A 17,453-nucleotide genomic window follows, 5' to 3' on the forward strand; every position below is an offset into this window, starting at 1 on the left:
GCTTTTTCATCTTCCCTTACGCAGGCCCCCTCCATGCACAAAAAGGTCTTGATCATCAGCCATAGCGGCGATCTGCACGCCGACCTGGTCGGATCGCTCCTCGCCGCCCGCGGCCATGCCCCTTTCCGTATCGACCTCGACGCCTTTCCCCGCGATTACCAGCTGTGCCAGCGCGTGCAGGACGGCCGCGCCAGCGCGCGCCTGCGCCGCCTGCCCGACGGCGACTGGCTCGACTTGCAGGACGTGGGCGCCGTCTGGCTGCGCAAGGCGGCCGAATATGCTTATGCCAGCGCCGACCTGACGCCGCAGGAAAGCGCCTATGCGCAGCTGGAAACGGAGCAAGCCGTCTTCAGCGTGCTGTACGGTCTCGATTGCTACTGGCTCAGCCATCCGCTGGCCTTGCGCGGCGCCCAATGGAAAGGCGAACAGCTTGCGCGCGCCGCGCGCATGGGCTTTCGCGTGCCCGCCACCGTGATCACCAACGTGCCCGACGACGTGCGCGCCTTCCGCGCGGCCGTCAAGGGACCCATCATTTTCAAGTCCATGTCCACGCCCAGCCTGGCCGCCGAAACGGTCGAAGAGGTTGACAGGGTCAGCGCCGGCATCGGCACCACCATCGTCGACGACGCCATGCTCGACAGCCTGGACGCCGTCGGCGAGCTGAGCTGCCAGTTCCAGGAATATATCGCCAAGCAATACGAACTGCGAATCACCGTGATCGGCAAGCAATTGTTTGCCGCGCGCCTGTATTCCCAGGACGATGCCCGCACGGCCATCGATTCGCGCGACATGTCGGCCCCCATCCGCTATGAGGCCTGCACCTTGCCGGCGGAAATACAGCAGCGCTGTCTCGCTTTCGTGCACAGCTATGGCCTCGAATACGGCGCGCTGGACCTGATCGTCACGCCCGAGGGCGAGTATGTTTTCCTGGAAAACAATCCTGTTGGTCAATTCTTGTACGTACAACAACTGGTGCCCGCCCTGCTCCTGCTGGAAAGCGTGGCCGATACCCTGATCGAAGGAGCCGTATGCCGCAGCCAGACCTGAACCGGATCCCCGTCCAGCTGCGCGAGCTGGAACAAGTGCGCGACAGCCGGGCCATGGTCCTGGCCGCCTCGCACCTGGACATGGAACTGCTGCCCGCCTTGTACGAGCTGTGCCAGGGTATCGGCCCCGTGGCGCGCCTCGACGTGGTGCTGCACGGACGCGGCGGCATCGTCAACGCGGCGCGCCGCATCGCCCTTTTGCTGCGCCAGCATGCGCGCCACCTGAGCTTTATCGTGCCCTTCCACTGCGAATCGGCCGCCACCCTGCTGGCCCTGGGTGCGGATGAGATCATCGCGGGCGACCTGGCCCTGTTCTCGCCCATCGACCCGCAGCTCGAAGGCGCGGATGGGGGCGCCTTTTCCAGCCTGGACATCAAGGTCTTCGGCGACATGGCGCAGCAATGGTTCGGCGTGGATGCGGCCGAAGCGCGCCAGCAATCGCTGTCCCTGCTGTGCGGCAGCATCTTCCCCCCTTCCCTGACGGCTTTTTACCGCACCACGCTGGAACTGACGCAGATCGGCGAGGAATTGATCGCCTGGCAATTGCCCGATGCCACACCCGAGGCGCGGCGCGCCATCGTCGCGCAACTGGTGACGGGTTATCACTCGCATAACTATGCGTTGACGCGCGAAGAGCTGGCCCGGCTGGGCTTGCGCATGGAACGCGACGCGCATGCCGAACGGCTGGGCTGGGCCATTTCGACGCAATTGCAGGCCAGCATAGGCGGCGCCCTGCGCAGCGCGCCGGACGAGCCGTGGACCGATGCCCTGCTGGCCACGCGCGACGGCGTGCAGCTGCGGCGCCAGCGTCCGGGCGGCTTTGCGCCCGTGTGGAGCACACAATGCTGACGTCCGTGCTGGCCACGTTGCTGGCCGATACCGCGCGCTATTGCATCGCCTTGCTGCTGCTGGCGGCCAGCGTGGGCAAGCTGCGCAGCTACGGCGACTTTCGCGGCAACCTGGCCATTTCGTTCGGCGTGCCGCCCGCCGCCGCCAGCCTGGCCGCGCCGGCCCTGGTGATGGCGGAATTGTCGCTCGCCGGCTGGCTGCTGGCGGGAGGTACCCACATACCGATGCTGCTGTCGCTCTTGCTGTTGACTACCCTCACGGCCGTCCTGGCCTGGCGCTATTTCACGCACAGCGTGGTGCGCTGCAGCTGCTTCGGCGAAGCGGCGCGGCCCGTGTCGCGGTACGACTTGCTGCGCAACGTGCTGGCGGTGGGCATCAACGGCGCCTACTTTGCGCTCGCGCAAGAAGCGACCTTGCCCGTCGCCACCACGGCATTGGCAGCCGGACTGGCGGCCATCGTCTGCGTGGCCACGATTTCCCTGCACGACATCGCCACCCTGGCAAAGGCCGACTGATGGATGCCACGACCTTGCAATGGGTGCTGGCGGCCCTGGCGTTTGCCGTTGCGGGCAATATCTGGCTGAGCCTGGCCGTGCTGCGCGCCGGCCGCCGCGAACGCCTCGCGCCCTTGGCGCTGGAGCCGGGCCAGCCCCTGCCCGCCGTGCAAGCCCGTCCGCTGGCTGGCGGCCCGCGTTTCCAGCCGGGCGCGGCCGGCCAGGCGGCCGTGCTGCTGTTCCTGGCCAGCCGCTGCCCGAAATGCGGGGAAAAGCTGGCCGGCATCGAGCGGCTGCTGCCGCTGGCGCAGGAAGCGGGCCTGGCCCTGTGGCTGCTCAGCGAAGAGCCGGCCCGCCGGCTGCGCGCCTTCTTGCCCGGCGACAGCCTGCGCTCGGCCACGGCGCGGCTTGCCCTGCGCGACTACCGGCGCGTGAATCCCCTGATGAGCTCACCATCTTATGTCTTTGTCAATTACCAGGGACAAGTGGAAGCGGCCGGCCTGATCGGCGACGAAGACTGGCTGGCCCTCGTCGGGCAATTGCACGCCGAACCGTCGCAGGAGCGCGCCGCATGAGCCATCTGAATGTCGGCCCCCATCTCGAACGGCTGCGCCTGCTGTATCCCGTGCGCTGGCGCATCGCCGCCGGCTTGCTGTGCATGGCCCTCACCGTGGGCGCGCAGCTGGCCTTTCCGCAAGCCATCGCATATTTCATCGACAACGTGGCGGAACTGACCCGGCGCGGCGTCACGCCTGGCATGGTGGCCGCCATGCTGGCCTTCAGCCTGCTGTATGCGCTGATCACGACCGCGCGCTTCTATCTGCTGCAGTCGGGCGGCCACATGATCGTCATGGGGGTGCGCCGGCGCCTGTTCGACGTGGTGATCAACCAGCCCATCGCCTTCTTCGACAAGCACCATGGCGGCGAACTGAACAGCCGGCTCACGTCCGACGTGTCGGCCCTGCATGAAAGCCTGACCATCGGCGCGGCCAATGCCCTGCGCTCGCTGTGCGTCTTTCTGGGCGGCATCGCCATGCTGCTGCATCTGTCACCGATGCTGAGCCTGCCGCTGGCCCTGTTCATTCCCGTCAGCCTGTATCTGGGCAAGTTGTCTGGCAGTAACTACCGGCTGCGCGCGCGGGCCATTTCCGCCAGCCTGGCCGCCAGCGGCAAGGTGGCGCAGGAATACTTTGCCCATGCGCGCCTGGTGCAGGCGTTCAACCAGCAAGGCGGCGCCATGGCCCGCTACGCGCAAGCCATGCGGCAATTGCTGGACGTGTCCCTGGCCGGCACGCGGCTGCTGGCCGTGTTCCAGGGCGCGCAAGGCTTGCTGGCCTTCGTGGCCCTGCTGACCACCCTGTGCTTCGGCGCCCACCTGATCGGCCAGGGCCGCTTGAGCGTGGGCGAACTGACGGCCTTCGTCATCTATGCCAGCATGGTGACGGACACGGCCGGCTCCATCAGCGAGTTCTGGAACACGTGGATGCGCACCATGGGTTCGACCGACCGCATCTTCGACATCCTGCGCAGCCACCGCGCCGTGCCCGAGGCGCCGCCGCAGCCGCCGCTGGCCGGCCATATCGCGTTGCGCGACGTGCGTTTTTCGTATCCCGAGCGCGCGCAAGTCATGGCCCTCGACGGCGTCAGCCTGTCCATCCGCGCGGGCGAAAAGATCGCCCTGGTGGGCGCCTCGGGCGCGGGCAAGTCCACCATCGCCAGCCTGGTGCTCGGCCATTACCGGCTTGACGGGGGCAGCCTGCAATTCGACGGCATCGATGCGCATGTGCTGGGCGTGACGCAGCTGCGCCGCCAGATGGCCGTGGTGGAGCAGGAACCGGCCCTGTTTTCCGGCAGCATCGCCGACAATATCGGCTTTGCCGTACCGGACCGCCAGGTGACGCGCGACGAGATGCTGACGGCGGCGCGCCTGGCGCACGCCCACGATTTCATCACGGCCTTTCCGGACGGCTACGAAACCCTGGTGGGCGAACGGGGCGTGCAATTGTCCGGCGGACAGAAGCAGCGCATCGCGATCGCCCGCGCCATCCTGCGCGCGCCGAAAATCCTGATCCTCGACGAAGCCACCAGCGCGCTCGACGCCGCCAGCGAACAGCAGGTGCAGCTCGCCCTCGATACCCTGATGCAAGGACGCACCACCATCATCATCGCCCACCGCTTTTCTACCATCGTCAAAGCGGACCGCATCATCGTCATGGACAAGGGCCGGATTTGCCAGCAAGGCACGCACGCCGAGCTGCTGCGCGCGGGCGGCCAGTATGCGCGGCTGATGCAGCAGCAGCTGTCGCAATTCCAGCAGTTGCATGACAGCACGGCAACGCTGTAAAGTAAGACACGATGAAAAAAACCTGTCATGGCAGTTGCCACTGCGGCGCCGTGCGCTTCGTGGCCGAGATCGACCTGGCGGCGCCCAGCCTGCGCTGCAACTGTTCCTATTGCCTGAAAATCCGCTGCTGGGCCAGCCAAGTGCCGCCCACGGCCTTCCGCCTGCTGGCCGGCGAGGCGGACTTGAGCGAATACCGCTTCGGCGCCGGCCGCGAACGCCACTACTTTTGCCGCCACTGCGGCGTGCGCCTGTTCGGCCGTGGCGATTCCGCCCGCAGCGGTGCGTTTGTCGGCATCGGCGTCAACTGCCTCGACGATGCCTCGGCGGCCGAACTGGCCCGGGTGCCCGTCACCTTTGTCGATGGATTGCATGACGAGTGGAATGTGCCGCCAAAGGAAACACGGCATCTGTAGGGGCGGAACGACGGCAGGCAAAGGAAATTCAGGGGGCGCCGCGCCGCGGGCCGCCAGATAAGCATGCGCACCCCGTTGTCTGGATCGGCATTCTGGGCGATAATTACGCCCATGAACGATACCACCACCTTACCCCCATTGCCCGATCGCCTGTCGATCGACCCCAGCAGCCCTTACCACGTTGCAGCCGTGTTCGAGAACGACGTCGGCATCCGCTTCAACGACAAGGAACGTCTTGACGTGGAAGAATATTGCATCAGCGAACGCTGGATCAAGGTCGCTTCCACCAAGTCGCTGGATCGCCGCGGCCGTCCGCTGCAGATCAAACTGAAGGGCAAAGTCGAAGCGTTTTACCGCTAAGCAACGCATTCAGCTGTCATCGAGGCCGATTTTCATCGGCCTTTTTTGCGTCCGCCGCTTGTTGTTCAGACATCGCAGGCGACCAGTCCGGCCGCGGCCGCCATGGGCAGCCACAGCATGGCGTCGGCCAGCACCTCGTCCGGCGCCATGCCGCTGGACTGCGCCGCCTGCCGCGCGCACTGCGCCAGCGGCGCGCCGCCGGCCAGCGCTTGCAGCCAGTAAAATTGCCAGGGCTGCAACTCTTGCATGACAAGCCGGTAATGCATGCGCGTAATGGCGACAAAGGCGGGACTTGCCTCCGGCTGGGCCGGCACGGCGTCGCCGGGTGCGGCCTGCGCCCGTTGCCAGTAGTCGCACAGGGGAAACGACAAGGCCAGCAACCGGGTGCACGGCGCCAGGCGCCAGGCAGGTGTATTTCCTAATAGCAAGTCCAATCCGGAAGGCAGCATGGGCGGCGCCAGCTTTTCCAGGCCCGGCGCCCTGCCCGCCTCGCTGCGCGCCCGCTCCAGCTGCGCCAGTTCCACGGGAAAGCGCAAGGCCGCCCCTTGCGCGCCGGCGGCACGCTGGCTGGCGGCGAGGAAATCGGCAAAACCGCCGCCCAGGTCGTACAAGGTCGCGGAGGCGGACGGGTGGCGCCAGACATAGGCGCGGGCAAAGAAGGCGAACAGCTCGTCGCCCATGACCTTGCGCAAGACGGGATAGTCGGCTTGCAGGCATTCGAGCAGGCGCAGCACATAGCCATCCGCATGGATATGCAGCGGCGCCGGCGCGCCCCTGGCCCGTTTCAATACTTGCTCCTGCGTCAAGCCATGGCGCTCGCTGGCCAGCTGGACGCCGCGCGCAGCGCCGCCCGGCGCCGTCATCGCCGTCAGGAACCACGCCTGCAATTGCGCCAGCGGTGCGCGGGCGCCGCCGTCCCGCTCCTCGTCCCCGGACGCGCTATGGCGCATGGGCCGCCTCCAGGTGAAAGCCCAGCGGCGCGGACACGGCGGCGGCAGCCGTGGCGGGCGCCGCATCCGCGAATTCCCCCCGTTCGGCCGCGCGCGCCTTGTCGAGCTCGGCCAGCAACTGCGGATACGGGGGAATGCCGGCATCCCATTCCAGCAGGGCCGATACGCCGCCCGTCAGCCGCTGCGCCAGCGCATACAGGCGCCAGACGGCGGCCGGCACGGGTGCGTCGTGGGTGTCGATGAGCACGGCGCCGCAGACGGTAGGGCCGGCCAGGTGGATCTGCACGATGTGCGCGTGCGGCAACTGGCGGATGTAGGCGGCCGCGTCATAGCCGTGGTTATGTGCGCTGACGTGGACATTGTTGACGTCAAGCAAGAGTCCGCACCCCGTGTCCTCGGCCAGGCGGCCCAGGAATTCCCATTCCGGCATGCTGGACTGGGCAAATTCCACGTAGGTGCTGGGGTTTTCCAGGACCAGGGGACGGCCCAGGAATTCCTGCACTTGCCGCACGCGTCCCGCCACGTGGCGCAGGCTGGCCTCGTCCAGCGGCAGCGGCAGCAAGTCGTGGCTGTTGAGCGAGGCGGCGCCCGTCCAGCACAGGTGGTCGGAAATCCACGCGGGCCGGAGCTCGCCGGCCAGCTGGCGCAGCTTGCGCAGGTAGCCGAGATTGAGCGGATCGATGCTGCCGATCGACAGCGAGACGCCATGCATGACGATGGGCACCTGCGCCGCCACCTGCTCGAGCACATGGCGCGCATAGCCGTGGTTGTCGATGAAGTTCTCGCTGATGATCTCGAACCAGTCCACCTGCGGCCCGTGGCGCAGGATGTGTTCGTAGTGCGGCGGGCGCAGCCCCACGCCCAGGCCCAGGTTCGGCAAGCCCAGGCGTGGCGGCACCCCGTGCGTGGCCCGCATCAGGTCGACGGCGGCAAGGCCAGGCGCAGGTCGGTGGGCGGCGGCGGCGCCCCCACCGGCGTGCCGCGCGCCGCCATCACCTTGCCGTAGGCTTCCCAGGCCTTGTCGTAGACATTATCGCGCAGCGCAAAGCTCATGCTCTGGCCCAGCGGAATGCTGCGGTGGTCGGGCGCGGGGCCGAAATCGTACAGGGTCATTGTGGCGGGCTCGGGCGGTTCCTTGCCCGAGGTGTTCGGATACAGCTGCGAGGCCGAAATCGGCACGGCGCAGCCGCCGAAGCCCCCGCATTTGTTGTCGCTGGGCGCGCTGTAGACCTTGTCGGGCTGCGGCGGCGGTGGCGGCACATAGCACGGCGTGCCAGGCGACGCGGCCAGCTTGACCGAGTGGCCGCAGGACGAGCCGCCCGTGTCGGCCTGGGCAAAGCCGCAGCCGCCCTGGGCGTGGCAGCCGTTGGAGCCGCGGCAAGTATGGTAGACGGCCAGTGCGGCGCAGGTGGACGACGCTTCGCCCTCCAGGTGCATGCCCTGGCAGGCGTGGTACAGCACGCTTTTCTCGGCCAGCGGCACGCCCGTTGCCAGGTTCGGCGCCTGGCCCAGCACGGCCCAGCAGATGGCCATGCGGTCGCCCGCGCCCACCATCGACGGATACGGGAAGTCCAGGTCCTGGTTCAGCCAGTACTTGTCCAGCACGGAAGTGATGCCATAGATGGCGCCCGTGGCGACCGTGCTCAGCATCCCCAAGGTGCCGCTGCTATCCTTCAGGCGGTTCAGGGCGCCCGCCACGGCCGCCGGCGCCGGGATATTCTTGGGCGCGGTGGCCGGGTTGTAGCGCTCGTTGGTCAGCATGGCCTCGCTCCAGCGTCCCCCTTCCTGGTGCCAGCCGGCCCAGGTTTTTACGGGCAGCATGGCCTTCACCTGGCCAAAACGCTCGTAGTGGTCGAACGGGGCGCTGTCGTGGCGCGCTTGCGCGTCGCGCGATTCGGCATCCTTGCCATTGTTCGCGTAGGACGGATAATCGCACTTCAGGGCGGCCAGGTCTTCGCGGTAGTCGGGTTGCACGGCCATCAGGCGCTGCGCCGCGTCGCGGCGGTAGCGCTGAATGGCCGTTGCGCTGCCCTCGCCCTGGTCCGTGATGGCCGCCATCATGTCGATGGCCTTGTTGAACGAGCCCGTCTGGCCGCCATCCTGGTCTTGCGGGCCGAAACAGGTGTCGAACTTGGGAAATTCCGCCCGCGCATGGCCCTGCACCTGGCTATTGAACATGTCTTGCTGCACCGAGCCGTTGACGAACAGCTTTTGCCACAGGGTCTGGCCATCCGCGTATTCGATGCCGATGTAGCGCGCATAGCATTCGTACATGTAGCCGATGGTGCCGAACAGGGGCAGATCATGCACGTGCTTGCCCGGCGTCCAGCCCACGAACGGTACCTCGGGGAAATATTTGGTGTGGTTGTGCTTGTCGAACTCGGCCAGCTGGGCGCGGGCCTGCTCCTCCGGCTGCTCGATGGCGAGGAACAGGTCGCACTGGTTGGCGTTCAGCTCTTCCAGGTTGACGCGCACGTGGCGGTAGCCGGACGTGTCCTGCAAGTCGACGATGTGCGGGATCACCGTGCAGCTCTTGCCATAGCAGGTCCAGCCGTGGTCCTGCGATTGCAGCTCCGAACCCGTGAAGCATGGCGCCGTGCCGATGGCCGTGGCCAGGTTGGCCGCCATCTGCAGGTGCAGCATTTCCTGGATGAAAACGCTGAAGATGATATTGAAGGCCTTTTGCTCCGCCAGTTCGGGCCGGGCCGTGGTGCCCATGCCCGGCCACTGGCGGCCTTCGTAATACGTGATGCCTTTCGAGTTGATCTGGTGCGTACCCTGGATCGAATACATGGTGGCCATGTACAGGGGAATGGTGAACAGTTCGACGCTGACGGCCGCCTGGGCGATGGCGCGCACGGCGGCCTTGTCGGTGTCCAGCATGTCGAGCGGACGCCTGGTGATGGCGGGCTGGGTGCTTCCTAAAACGGGCATTTTCATTCTGTATCTCCACAGGAAGGATGCGTTTCGGATATCGGGCCGCGCCGCGCCATCTGCGTGCGCCGATCACGGCACAGAAATCATACGCCTGAGAAAGATACTTTTGCGGCAAGATTTATGCGCCGATCCAGACATTGACCTGCGTCAATATCACCGCCCTTACGCCGTGAAAATAGGCGTTTCAGGCGATCATTCGATGACAATTGAATAGAATCGGCAAAACGCGCGCGTGTATAAGCGGCGCGCCGGCAAACGCCGGCGCGTGGCTTGCATGGTGATAGTCAGGCGCCGGGCGGCGGCTGGAAGGCGCAAAAGCCGGGCCACTGGTCGCGGCTGTCGCACACTTTCAGGCAGCCTTTGTCATCCTTGAACGTGGCGACCACCTTGATGTGGAAACCGTATTTTGGCGTGGTGGCCAGGAAGGCGGACGGGCAGCTTTGCTCGTTGCTGAAACGGAAAGTGATTTCTTCGCGGCGGCCCTTGCGCTCAAAGCCCAGCATGAAGGTTTCATTGCTATTCCACTGCGCCTTGCCAGGCACGCGGAAGCGGTAGCGCGGGCTGCCCTGCTGCTGGCCGTCAAGTTTCTGGCCGAAGACGCGACTGCTGGCCGTGGCCGTTTCGACCTTGGCGATCGGATAGGGCACGGCAAACATGTAGGTGCCGGCAAACCCCTGGTCGAAGCCGAGGCCCTTCTGGTAAAACGGCACGACGATATGCGGCGCGCCCGTGTATTCCACGGTATTGCGGGCCGTTACGCGCGACGTCAGCTTGTCATCGGGTGCTTGCCCGAAGACCACGTCCAGTTCCAGCAAGGCTTGTTGCTTGTCAATGTCTTGCGCCAGATAATCCTGGGCGAATATTTCCCCGTGCACGCAGCCGGCCAGCGCGGAGGCGGCGAAGCAGCCGACGATCAGTCCAGGTATGCTCATGGCTGTTCCCCCTCGGGCGGCGCGGAAATGAGGCCCAACCCCGTCACCTGCAAGCCGTTCTTGCCCTGTTTCCATTGAAATTGCTGGCCGAACCAGGCCAGTTCCAGCTCGCGCTGGATGCGGTTCGAATCCGTGCGGCCCTGGCGCGCCTTGATGGCGGCGCCCGCCTGTTCGGCAGCGGCCTGCGACAAGGGCTTCAGCCACCGTTGATAGGTGTCGGGCGGCAAGGCCAGGACGCCGGCCACGCCGTCGTCGCGCGTGGCGACGACGACCTCCACGCTGGTCGCCCTGCGGGCCAGATAGGCGCCGCGCCGCCCGTCGGGCGAGACGGAGACCAGCATGGCGGGCGCGTAATCGCCGGTGACGATGCCCGGCATGTCAAACCACAGCAACTCGCCCGTGTCCGTGTCGAGCGCGCGGCCGTCGCGGGCAAACAGCAGTATTTCGCTGCGGCCCGGCTGCGGCACGCCCCATTCGGGGTCGCGCTCCGTGCGCACCATGTCGTCGCGCCGCAAAGAACTGACGGGGCGCATCAGCGGTACGCCGTTCTGCACGCCGATCAATATCGTGCCCTGGCCCGTATAGCCCTTGGTAAAGGCCAGCAGCATGGGCTGGCCTTCGCGCCTGGCCTTCAGGGGACGCACTTCCACCACTTCGCGCGCGCCGCCGGGCCAATAGCCGTGCTTACGGAAAGACAAGTTGACGAGCGGGTCGTGGCGGTCGCGCGTGACGACAAAGTCGCCGTATTGCTGCATCACCGGCACGTATGGCGTTTGCGCCTGCACGGCGGGCAAGACGGCGGCCAGCAAGCTGGCGGCGGCCGCCAGGCGGCATAAAGGAAGGGACAGCATGGCATCCTGCAAGAGTCGCACGGGGCGAAGGAACAGCATCATAGACGATTCTTCGCTAGCAACACTGTCCGATAGGAAACATCAGTGGCGCTGGATTTCGATCAGCTCGATCTCGAACAGCTTGGGCCACAGTTTCCCCGTGACAAACAAACGCTTGCCGCGCGCATCCCAGGCGATTCCGTTGAGCACGGCGTCGGGATTGGCCGTGCCCCGCTGCTCGGGCGGCAGCAAGCCCGTCAGGTCGATCCAGCCGACGACCTTGCCGCTGGCCGGGTCGATGCGCGCGATCACGTCCGCGCCCCACACATTGGCAAACAATTGCCCGTCGACCATTTCCAGTTCGTTCAGGCGCTCGATGGGGCGGCCTTCCGCCTTCACCTCGAAGCGGCGGACCTCGGCCAGGGTTTTCGGATTGAGCACGCGGATGGCGGCCGTGCCGTCGCTCATGTAGACGAAATGACCATCGCTGGCCAAGCCCCAGCCTTCGCCCTGGTAGCTGAATTTGCGCTTGAGCTTGAACGTTTTCTGGTCGAACACATAGCCCGTTTGCGAAATCCACGTCAGTCCCAGGATTTCATCGCCCACGTCCGTGATGCCTTCGCCAAACACATTCTTGTCCAGCATGCTTTTCTGCAGCACCTTGCCCGTCGTCAATTCCACCTTGCGCAAGGACGACTGGCCGTTCTGGCCCGTGCTTTCATACAGATGGCCATCCTTGAACAGCAAACCCTGGGTAAACGCCTGGGGGTCGTGCGGATAGGTATTCTTGACGAAATAGCCATACACGGGAATGGCGGCCTGGGCGTAGCCCATTTCGCTCATCAGGCCCACGGTGCATAACAATCCCAGCAGCAGCGAGCCGGCCGTGCGTTTGATTTTGGCTGTAACCTTGGCGTTGATGTTCATCTGGTCAGACGGAAGTTGGCGAGCGCCTATTGTAAACGTGCCGCGTCCGTCATGCGCGCCCTGACGAGCTCCAGCCAGGCGCGGGCGGCAAACGACAGCCGTCCGCCGCGGCGCCAGGCCAGCATCAGATTCCATTCCACGGGCGGGCCAGCCAGGGGAATGACGGCAAACTGCGACGGTTCCAGGGTGTCGCAATACATCTTCGGCAGCAGGCAGATGCCCACGCCCAGCCGCACCAGCGAGGCAATAAAGTCCCACTGGCCGCTGCGGCCCGTGATGCGCGGGGCGAAACCGGCGCGCTGGCAGGCGTCCAGCACGATATCGTTCAGGGCAAATGCGGCGCCATAGAAAATGAAGGGACTGTCGGCCAGTTCGGCCAAGGCCACGGAAGAACGTCCCTGCCACGGCGAGCCGGGCGCGGCCAGCAGGCACAGCGGCGAGCGCACGAGGGGCAAGGCTTCAAAATCTTGCCAGGTGGCCGCATTGCCCGGATAGTCGAGCATGGTGCCCAGCTCCACCGTGCCCGTGCGCAAGTCGCGCTCGATCGCTTGCGTGCCGCTTTCATACATTTTCAGCTCGATGCCCGGATAGCGCTGGTGGTACTCGGCCAGCCACGGCGCCAGGGTGGAATGGGTTTGCGGCGACACGCCGACCCGTAATTCTCCCCGTTCCAGATGTTGCAGGTCGCGCAACTCCACCTTCAGTTCCGCGTGCAGGGCCAGCAATGTATGCGCGCGCGACAGCACCACCTTGCCCGCGTCCGTCAAGGTAAAACGCTTGCCGGCGCGGTCCAGCAAGGCCAGGTCCAGCGACTGTTCCAGCTGGGCAATCATCTTGCTCACTGTCGGTTGCGTCACGTGCAGCCTGGCGGCCGCGCGCGTAAAACTGTTCTGTTCCACCACTTCGACGAAGTAGCGCAGTGAGCGGATATCCATGATGCATTCCAATATCGAATGATTTTCATGAGTTTAAGTCATTTTATCTTTTGATGTGGGGTCTCTACAATGAAAACTTCCCCCTGCCGTTTGAAAGCCTGCCGTGAAAGCCTTGCACTGTTCCACCACCGCCCTGCCCGCCATCCCTGCCTGGCGCCAGCCCGCACAGACCGTGTGGCAAGTGGGCGTGCTGATCGCCGCCTGGTGGCTGGCCGATGAAGCAGCTGCCGCCCTGCACCTGCCGTTTTCCGGCGGCGTCGTGGGTCTGTTCGTACTGGTGGCCCTGCTGCTGGCGGGTTGGGTGCGGCCAGCCGCCATCGAACTGGGCGCGAACTGGCTGCTGGCCAACATGCTGCTGTTCTTCATTCCGCTGGTCGTGTCCGTGGTGCAATTTACGCAACTGTTGAAGTCGCAAGGTCTGATGCTGTTCGTAAATATCGGCCTGGGCTTTGCCAGCGTGATGCTGACCACGGCGTTGACGGTGGAATGGGTGTGCCGCTATGAGCGCAAGTTGCGCCTGCAGAAACTGCTGCGCCGGCGCGCCGCAAGGACGGCGGCATGAATACCCTGCTGTTGTCGCTGCTGTTTTTGCTGCTGACCCTGGTGCTGTTCTACGCCAACCAGGCGCTGCACCGCCGCCATCCGCATTTCCTGCTCACGCCCGCCATCTGCACCTCGGCGATATTGATCGTCATCGTGCAGGCGACATCGACGCCGTTCGCCACGTATTTCGGCGAAACGCGCTGGCTGCCGTGGCTGCTGGGCCCGGCCACCATCGCGTTTGCGCTGCCCATCTTCCAGGAACGCAAGCTGATCCGCAAACACTGGCTGGCCCTGTCGCTGGGCAGCTGCGCCGGCATCGTTGCCTCGGTGGCCGCCACCCTGCTGCTGGACCGGTTGCTGGGCGTGCATGGCGACATGGCGCGCAGCCTGCTGGCCCGTTCCGTGTCGACGCCGTTCGCGCTGGAAGCGTCGCGCCACATGGGCGGTTCGGCCCAGCTGACGGGCATCTTCGTCGTGATGACGGGCTTGTTCGGCTTGATGCTGGGCAAACCGCTCTTGAAACTGCTGCCCTTGCGCATGCGTATCGCCCGTGGCGCCCCGTATGGCGCGGCCGCGCACGGTTTTGGATTGTCCGTGGCGCGCCGGGTGGGCACGGAAGAAGGCGCCGTAGCCAGCCTGACGATGATTTTCTCGGGCGTCGTGACCGTATTGCTGGCGCCATTGCTGGGCAGATTGTTGGGCTAACGGTCCACGGGGAAGACGTTTATCGGGGATAATACGTCTTTCCCCATTCCAAGCAGCCGCGCCACGATGAAATACCCTGCAGTGCTTCCCTTCAGCGACATCCTGCCGCGCCTGAATGAATTCGATGCCATCATCGACGTGCGCAGTCCGTCCGAGTTCGCGGAAGACCACTTGCCCGGCGCCATCAACCTACCCGTGCTGGACGACGAGCAGCGCGTGCGCGTCGGTACCCTATATAAACAGACCAGCGCCTTCGAGGCGAAGAAGCTGGGAGCGGCGCTGATCGCCAGGAACATCGCGCAACATATCGAAGACGGTTTCCTCGGCCACCCGCAGCACTGGAAACCCCTCGTGTACTGCTGGCGCGGCGGCAACCGCAGCGGCGCTATGGCGCATATCCTGGCGCGCATCGGCTGGCCCGTCACGCAGCTCGAAGGCGGCTACAAGGATTACCGCCGCCACGTGAATGCCGAGCTGGCCACCCTGCCCGAACGCTTCGACTTCATCAACGTGCTGTGCGGCCCCACGGGCAGCGGCAAGAGCCGTTTGCTGCAAGTGCTGGACAGGCAAGGCGCGCAAGTGATCGACCTGGAAGACCTGGCGGCCCACCGCGGCTCCGTGCTGGGCGGCTTGCCCGAGGCGGACCAGCCGGCGCAAAAAGCGTTTGAAAGCGCGCTGTGGCAGCAACTGCGCCATTTCGACCCGCAACTCCCCGTCTTCATCGAATCGGAAAGCAAGAAAGTGGGCCGTTTGCGCGTGCCCGATGCGCTGATGGACAAGATGCGCGCGGCCGCCTGCACGGACGTGCGGCTGGCCACGGAGCAGCGCGTGCAATTGCTGATGCAGGACTATGAGCATTTCGTCGGCGATGCGGCGCGCCTGAACGTGCAGCTGGCCCTGTTGACGCAACTGCATGGCAAGGAGAAAATTACCCACTGGCAGCAGCTGGCCACTTCCGGCCGCATGGCCGAACTGGTGGAAGAGTTGCTGGTGCAGCATTACGACCCCGTCTACCGGCAATCGATCGCCCGCAACTTCAGCCGCTACGCCCAGGCGATGCCGCTGGCCTTGCCCGACATTTCAGAACATGCCTTTGAGCAAGCCGCGCGCGCATTATGTGCTATCGTCGGCGAACACCGTGCCGCCAGCGCCGCGTAAGCGCCGGCGCAGCTTTTGATGACCTTTTTGAGCAGGATGACGACCATGTCCGATAGCGCAGCAACACCCAATACCCCCATCCGATTGACCGAATTTGCCCATGGCGGCGGCTGCGGCTGCAAAATCGCGCCGGGCGTGCTGGCCGACATTTTAAAGGGCAGCGGCGGCTTTCCCCTGCCGAAGGAATTACTGGTTGGCATAGAAACCTCGGATGACGCCGCCGTCTACCAGCTCAACGACGAGCAGGCGCTGATCGCCACGACGGATTTCTTCATGCCCATCGTCGACGATCCGTTCGACTTCGGCCGCATCGCCGCCACCAACGCCATTTCCGACGTGTACGCCATGGGCGGCACGCCCATCATGGCGCTGGCCCTGGTCGGCATGCCGATCAACAAGCTGCCCGTGGAAACCATCGGTCTCATCTTGAAAGGCGGCGAAACCATCTGCGCCCAGGCCGGCATCCCCATCGCGGGCGGCCACACCATCGATTCCGTCGAACCGATCTATGGCTTGGTCGTGCTGGGCCTGGTCCACCCGTCGCAAGTGAAGCGCAACGCGGGCGCGCGCGCCGGCGACAAGCTGGTATTGGGCAAGCCGATCGGCGTGGGCATCTTGTCGGCCGCGCTGAAAAAGAACGCGCTGGACGCGGATGGCTACGCTTCTTTAATCGACAACACCACCAAATTGAATACCCCGGGCAAGAAACTGGCCCTGCTGGACGGCGTGCATGCGCTGACGGATGTGACGGGCTTCGGCTTGCTGGGCCACACCCTGGAACTGGCGCGCGGCGCCAAGTTGCAGGCGCGCATCGCCATGGACGACGTGCCGCTGCTGCCGCAAGTGCAGCAACTGGCGCAAAACGGCAACATCACGGGCGCCTCGAACCGCAACTGGCAGGGCTATGGCGCGCAAGTGGCGCTGGACGACAGCCTGAGCGCCATCGACAAGGCCATTTTGACGGACCCGCAAACGGCCGGCCCCCTGCTGGTGGCCTGCGCGCCGGAAGCCGTCGAGCAAGTGCTGGCGATTTTCCGCGCCGAAGGCTTTGGCGACGCCGTCGTCATCGGCGAGATGCAGGAAGGCAGTACCGGGGTTTCCGTAATCTAATGAATATTTTTTGCAAAGGCAGTCCCATGACCACATTCTCGAACTCATTTAGCAAGTTCCCCGCCATCCTGGCCACCGTCGCCGCCACCCTGGCCATCCACAGCGGCCTGGCGCAAGCGCAGCAAGTGCTGCGCGTCTCCGCCATCCCCGACGAAGCGCCGACGGAATTGCAGCGCAAGTTCAAGCCGCTGGGCAGCTACTTGGAGAAAAAGCTGGGCATGAAGGTGGAATTTACGCCCGTCACCGATTACGCGGCATCCGTCGAAGGCTTGATCAATAACAAGCTCGACATGGTCTGGTTCGGCGGTTTTACCTTCGTGCAAGCGAACGTGCGCAGCGGCGGCAAGATCGTGCCCCTGGTGCAGCGCGAGGAAGACACGAAGTTCCGCTCGGTATTTGTGACCACCAGCAAGGACATCAATCAATTGTCCGACCTGAAGGGCAAGAATTTCACGTTCGGCTCGGAATCGTCGACCTCGGGTCACTTGATGCCACGCTACTACTTGCTGGCCGCCAAGATCAACCCGGACACGGACATGAAGCGCATCGCGTTTTCCGGCGCGCATGACGCCACCGTGGCGGCTGTGGCCGGCGGCAAGGTCGATGCAGGCACCTTGAACATTTCCGTGTGGGAAAAGCTCGTCGAATCGAAAAAGGTCGATCCAAGCAAGGTGCGCGTGTTCTACACGACGCCAGGCTACTACGATTACAACTGGAGCGTGCGCGCCGACATGAACCCCGTCGTGCGCAAGAAGCTGACGGACGCCTTCCTGGCGCTGGACCCATCGACGGCCGAAGGCAAGGAAATCCTCGACCTGCAGCGCGCCACCAAGTTCATCCCGACCAAGGCCGAGAACTACAAGGATATCGAAGCGGCTGCGCGCGATGCCAAGTTGTTGAAGTAACTGCTGAAACTTGCC

At 64.9% G+C, this 17,453-nt stretch carries 19 protein-coding genes; 12 read left to right on the forward strand and 7 right to left on the reverse strand.

Annotation, left to right across the window (positions count from 1 at the left end; translation table 11 throughout):
- Positions 1-33: 33 nt before the first annotated feature.
- The 7 genes from O3301_RS03105 (at position 34) to O3301_RS03135 (ending at position 5,506) form a co-directional block, all read left to right on the forward strand.
- On the forward strand, positions 34-1,047 hold the full coding sequence (locus O3301_RS03105) for a RimK family alpha-L-glutamate ligase (protein ID WP_305055513.1): 1,014 nt from the start codon (positions 34-36) through the stop codon (positions 1,045-1,047).
- Positions 1,029-1,895: a hypothetical protein gene (locus O3301_RS03110; RefSeq protein WP_305055514.1), complete on the forward strand. Its 867-nt coding sequence runs from the start codon at positions 1,029-1,031 to the stop codon at positions 1,893-1,895. The genes O3301_RS03105 and O3301_RS03110 overlap by 19 nt, the downstream gene beginning before the upstream one ends.
- Positions 1,889-2,410 carry a MauE/DoxX family redox-associated membrane protein gene (locus O3301_RS03115; protein ID WP_305055515.1) on the forward strand — a complete coding sequence of 174 codons (522 nt, stop codon included), beginning with the start codon at positions 1,889-1,891 and terminating at the stop codon, positions 2,408-2,410. Before O3301_RS03110 ends, O3301_RS03115 begins: the two co-directional genes overlap by 7 nt.
- Entirely contained in the window at positions 2,410-2,964 is a 555-nt protein-coding gene (locus tag O3301_RS03120; RefSeq protein WP_305055516.1) for a hypothetical protein, read from the forward strand. The genes O3301_RS03115 and O3301_RS03120 overlap by 1 nt, the downstream gene beginning before the upstream one ends.
- Positions 2,961-4,733 carry an ABC transporter ATP-binding protein gene (locus O3301_RS03125; RefSeq protein WP_305055517.1) on the forward strand — a complete coding sequence of 591 codons (1,773 nt, stop codon included), beginning with the start codon at positions 2,961-2,963 and terminating at the stop codon, positions 4,731-4,733. The genes O3301_RS03120 and O3301_RS03125 overlap by 4 nt, the downstream gene beginning before the upstream one ends.
- 11 nt (positions 4,734-4,744) lie before the next feature.
- Positions 4,745-5,146, forward strand: coding sequence for a GFA family protein (locus O3301_RS03130; RefSeq protein ID WP_305055518.1), 402 nt, complete (start codon positions 4,745-4,747; stop codon positions 5,144-5,146).
- 111 nt (positions 5,147-5,257) lie between these two features.
- Positions 5,258-5,506 (forward strand): DUF3297 family protein, encoded by a 249-nt coding sequence (locus tag O3301_RS03135; protein WP_010398340.1) that lies wholly within the window; start codon positions 5,258-5,260, stop codon positions 5,504-5,506.
- A 65-nt stretch (positions 5,507-5,571) separates the two neighbouring features.
- Here the strand turns inward: O3301_RS03135 and O3301_RS03140 are convergent, their stop codons facing one another.
- From O3301_RS03140 to O3301_RS03170, 7 genes are all read right to left on the reverse strand, one after another.
- Complete coding sequence (locus O3301_RS03140; RefSeq protein ID WP_305055519.1) at positions 5,572-6,456, reverse strand: DNA-binding domain-containing protein; 885 nt, start codon at positions 6,454-6,456, stop codon at positions 5,572-5,574.
- Entirely contained in the window at positions 6,446-7,372 is a 927-nt protein-coding gene (locus O3301_RS03145) for a DUF692 domain-containing protein (RefSeq protein ID WP_305055520.1), read from the reverse strand. The genes O3301_RS03140 and O3301_RS03145 overlap by 11 nt, the downstream gene beginning before the upstream one ends.
- A complete protein-coding gene (locus O3301_RS03150; protein WP_305055521.1) occupies positions 7,372-9,396 on the reverse strand; it encodes a ferritin-like domain-containing protein in 2,025 nt (674 codons plus the stop codon). Before O3301_RS03150 ends, O3301_RS03145 begins: the two co-directional genes overlap by 1 nt.
- 281 nt (positions 9,397-9,677) lie before the next feature.
- On the reverse strand, positions 9,678-10,325 hold the full coding sequence (locus tag O3301_RS03155) for a hypothetical protein (RefSeq protein ID WP_305055522.1): 648 nt from the start codon (positions 10,323-10,325) through the stop codon (positions 9,678-9,680).
- Positions 10,322-11,218, reverse strand: a complete 897-nt coding sequence (locus O3301_RS03160) for a hypothetical protein (RefSeq protein ID WP_305055523.1) — start codon at positions 11,216-11,218, stop codon at positions 10,322-10,324. Before O3301_RS03160 ends, O3301_RS03155 begins: the two co-directional genes overlap by 4 nt.
- 39 nt (positions 11,219-11,257) lie before the next feature.
- Complete coding sequence (locus O3301_RS03165; RefSeq protein ID WP_289910004.1) at positions 11,258-12,082, reverse strand: glutaminyl-peptide cyclotransferase; 825 nt, start codon at positions 12,080-12,082, stop codon at positions 11,258-11,260.
- A gap of 26 nt (positions 12,083-12,108) precedes the next feature.
- Complete coding sequence (locus O3301_RS03170; protein ID WP_289904936.1) at positions 12,109-13,017, reverse strand: LysR family transcriptional regulator; 909 nt, start codon at positions 13,015-13,017, stop codon at positions 12,109-12,111.
- A 103-nt stretch (positions 13,018-13,120) separates the two neighbouring features.
- Between O3301_RS03170 and O3301_RS03175 the strand changes: the two genes are divergently transcribed.
- The 5 genes from O3301_RS03175 (at position 13,121) to O3301_RS03195 (ending at position 17,438) form a co-directional block, all read left to right on the forward strand.
- Positions 13,121-13,579: a CidA/LrgA family protein gene (locus O3301_RS03175; RefSeq protein ID WP_305055524.1), complete on the forward strand. Its 459-nt coding sequence runs from the start codon at positions 13,121-13,123 to the stop codon at positions 13,577-13,579.
- Positions 13,576-14,265 carry an LrgB family protein gene (locus O3301_RS03180; RefSeq protein WP_099667937.1) on the forward strand — a complete coding sequence of 230 codons (690 nt, stop codon included), beginning with the start codon at positions 13,576-13,578 and terminating at the stop codon, positions 14,263-14,265. Before O3301_RS03175 ends, O3301_RS03180 begins: the two co-directional genes overlap by 4 nt.
- 66 nt (positions 14,266-14,331) lie before the next feature.
- Complete coding sequence (gene mnmH / locus O3301_RS03185) at positions 14,332-15,423, forward strand: tRNA 2-selenouridine(34) synthase MnmH (RefSeq protein ID WP_305055525.1); 1,092 nt, start codon at positions 14,332-14,334, stop codon at positions 15,421-15,423.
- 45 nt (positions 15,424-15,468) lie between these two features.
- Complete coding sequence (selD, locus tag O3301_RS03190) at positions 15,469-16,533, forward strand: selenide, water dikinase SelD (RefSeq protein WP_305055526.1); 1,065 nt, start codon at positions 15,469-15,471, stop codon at positions 16,531-16,533.
- A 26-nt stretch (positions 16,534-16,559) separates the two neighbouring features.
- On the forward strand, positions 16,560-17,438 hold the full coding sequence (locus O3301_RS03195) for a putative selenate ABC transporter substrate-binding protein (protein ID WP_305055527.1): 879 nt from the start codon (positions 16,560-16,562) through the stop codon (positions 17,436-17,438).
- The last annotated feature ends 15 nt before the right edge of the window (positions 17,439-17,453 follow it).

This window comes from Janthinobacterium sp. SUN211 (genome assembly GCF_030587315.1).
Lineage (GTDB): Bacteria > Pseudomonadota > Gammaproteobacteria > Burkholderiales > Burkholderiaceae_D > Janthinobacterium > Janthinobacterium kumbetense.

What these genes read in the sequence shown, in the direction of transcription:
- O3301_RS03160 (WP_305055523.1), bottom strand. Translation starts at nt 11,218, where the DNA reads ATGATGCTGTTCCTTCGCCCCGTGCGACTCTTGCAGGATGCCATGCTG.
- O3301_RS03170 (WP_289904936.1), bottom strand. Translation starts at nt 13,017, where the DNA reads ATGGATATCCGCTCACTGCGCTACTTCGTCGAAGTGGTGGAACAGAAC.
- O3301_RS03150 (WP_305055521.1), bottom strand. Translation starts at nt 9,396, where the DNA reads ATGAAAATGCCCGTTTTAGGAAGCACCCAGCCCGCCATCACCAGGCGT.
- O3301_RS03115 (WP_305055515.1), top strand. Translation starts at nt 1,889, where the DNA reads ATGCTGACGTCCGTGCTGGCCACGTTGCTGGCCGATACCGCGCGCTAT.
- O3301_RS03145 (WP_305055520.1), bottom strand. Translation starts at nt 7,372, where the DNA reads ATGCGGGCCACGCACGGGGTGCCGCCACGCCTGGGCTTGCCGAACCTG.
- O3301_RS03140 (WP_305055519.1), bottom strand. Translation starts at nt 6,456, where the DNA reads ATGCGCCATAGCGCGTCCGGGGACGAGGAGCGGGACGGCGGCGCCCGC.
- selD (WP_305055526.1), top strand. Translation starts at nt 15,469, where the DNA reads ATGTCCGATAGCGCAGCAACACCCAATACCCCCATCCGATTGACCGAA.
- O3301_RS03125 (WP_305055517.1), top strand. Translation starts at nt 2,961, where the DNA reads ATGAGCCATCTGAATGTCGGCCCCCATCTCGAACGGCTGCGCCTGCTG.
- O3301_RS03195 (WP_305055527.1), top strand. Translation starts at nt 16,560, where the DNA reads ATGACCACATTCTCGAACTCATTTAGCAAGTTCCCCGCCATCCTGGCC.
- O3301_RS03180 (WP_099667937.1), top strand. Translation starts at nt 13,576, where the DNA reads ATGAATACCCTGCTGTTGTCGCTGCTGTTTTTGCTGCTGACCCTGGTG.
- O3301_RS03155 (WP_305055522.1), bottom strand. Translation starts at nt 10,325, where the DNA reads ATGAGCATACCTGGACTGATCGTCGGCTGCTTCGCCGCCTCCGCGCTG.
- O3301_RS03130 (WP_305055518.1), top strand. Translation starts at nt 4,745, where the DNA reads ATGAAAAAAACCTGTCATGGCAGTTGCCACTGCGGCGCCGTGCGCTTC.
- O3301_RS03135 (WP_010398340.1), top strand. Translation starts at nt 5,258, where the DNA reads ATGAACGATACCACCACCTTACCCCCATTGCCCGATCGCCTGTCGATC.
- O3301_RS03105 (WP_305055513.1), top strand. Translation starts at nt 34, where the DNA reads ATGCACAAAAAGGTCTTGATCATCAGCCATAGCGGCGATCTGCACGCC.
- O3301_RS03165 (WP_289910004.1), bottom strand. Translation starts at nt 12,082, where the DNA reads ATGAACATCAACGCCAAGGTTACAGCCAAAATCAAACGCACGGCCGGC.
- mnmH (WP_305055525.1), top strand. Translation starts at nt 14,332, where the DNA reads ATGAAATACCCTGCAGTGCTTCCCTTCAGCGACATCCTGCCGCGCCTG.
- O3301_RS03110 (WP_305055514.1), top strand. Translation starts at nt 1,029, where the DNA reads ATGCCGCAGCCAGACCTGAACCGGATCCCCGTCCAGCTGCGCGAGCTG.
- O3301_RS03120 (WP_305055516.1), top strand. Translation starts at nt 2,410, where the DNA reads ATGGATGCCACGACCTTGCAATGGGTGCTGGCGGCCCTGGCGTTTGCC.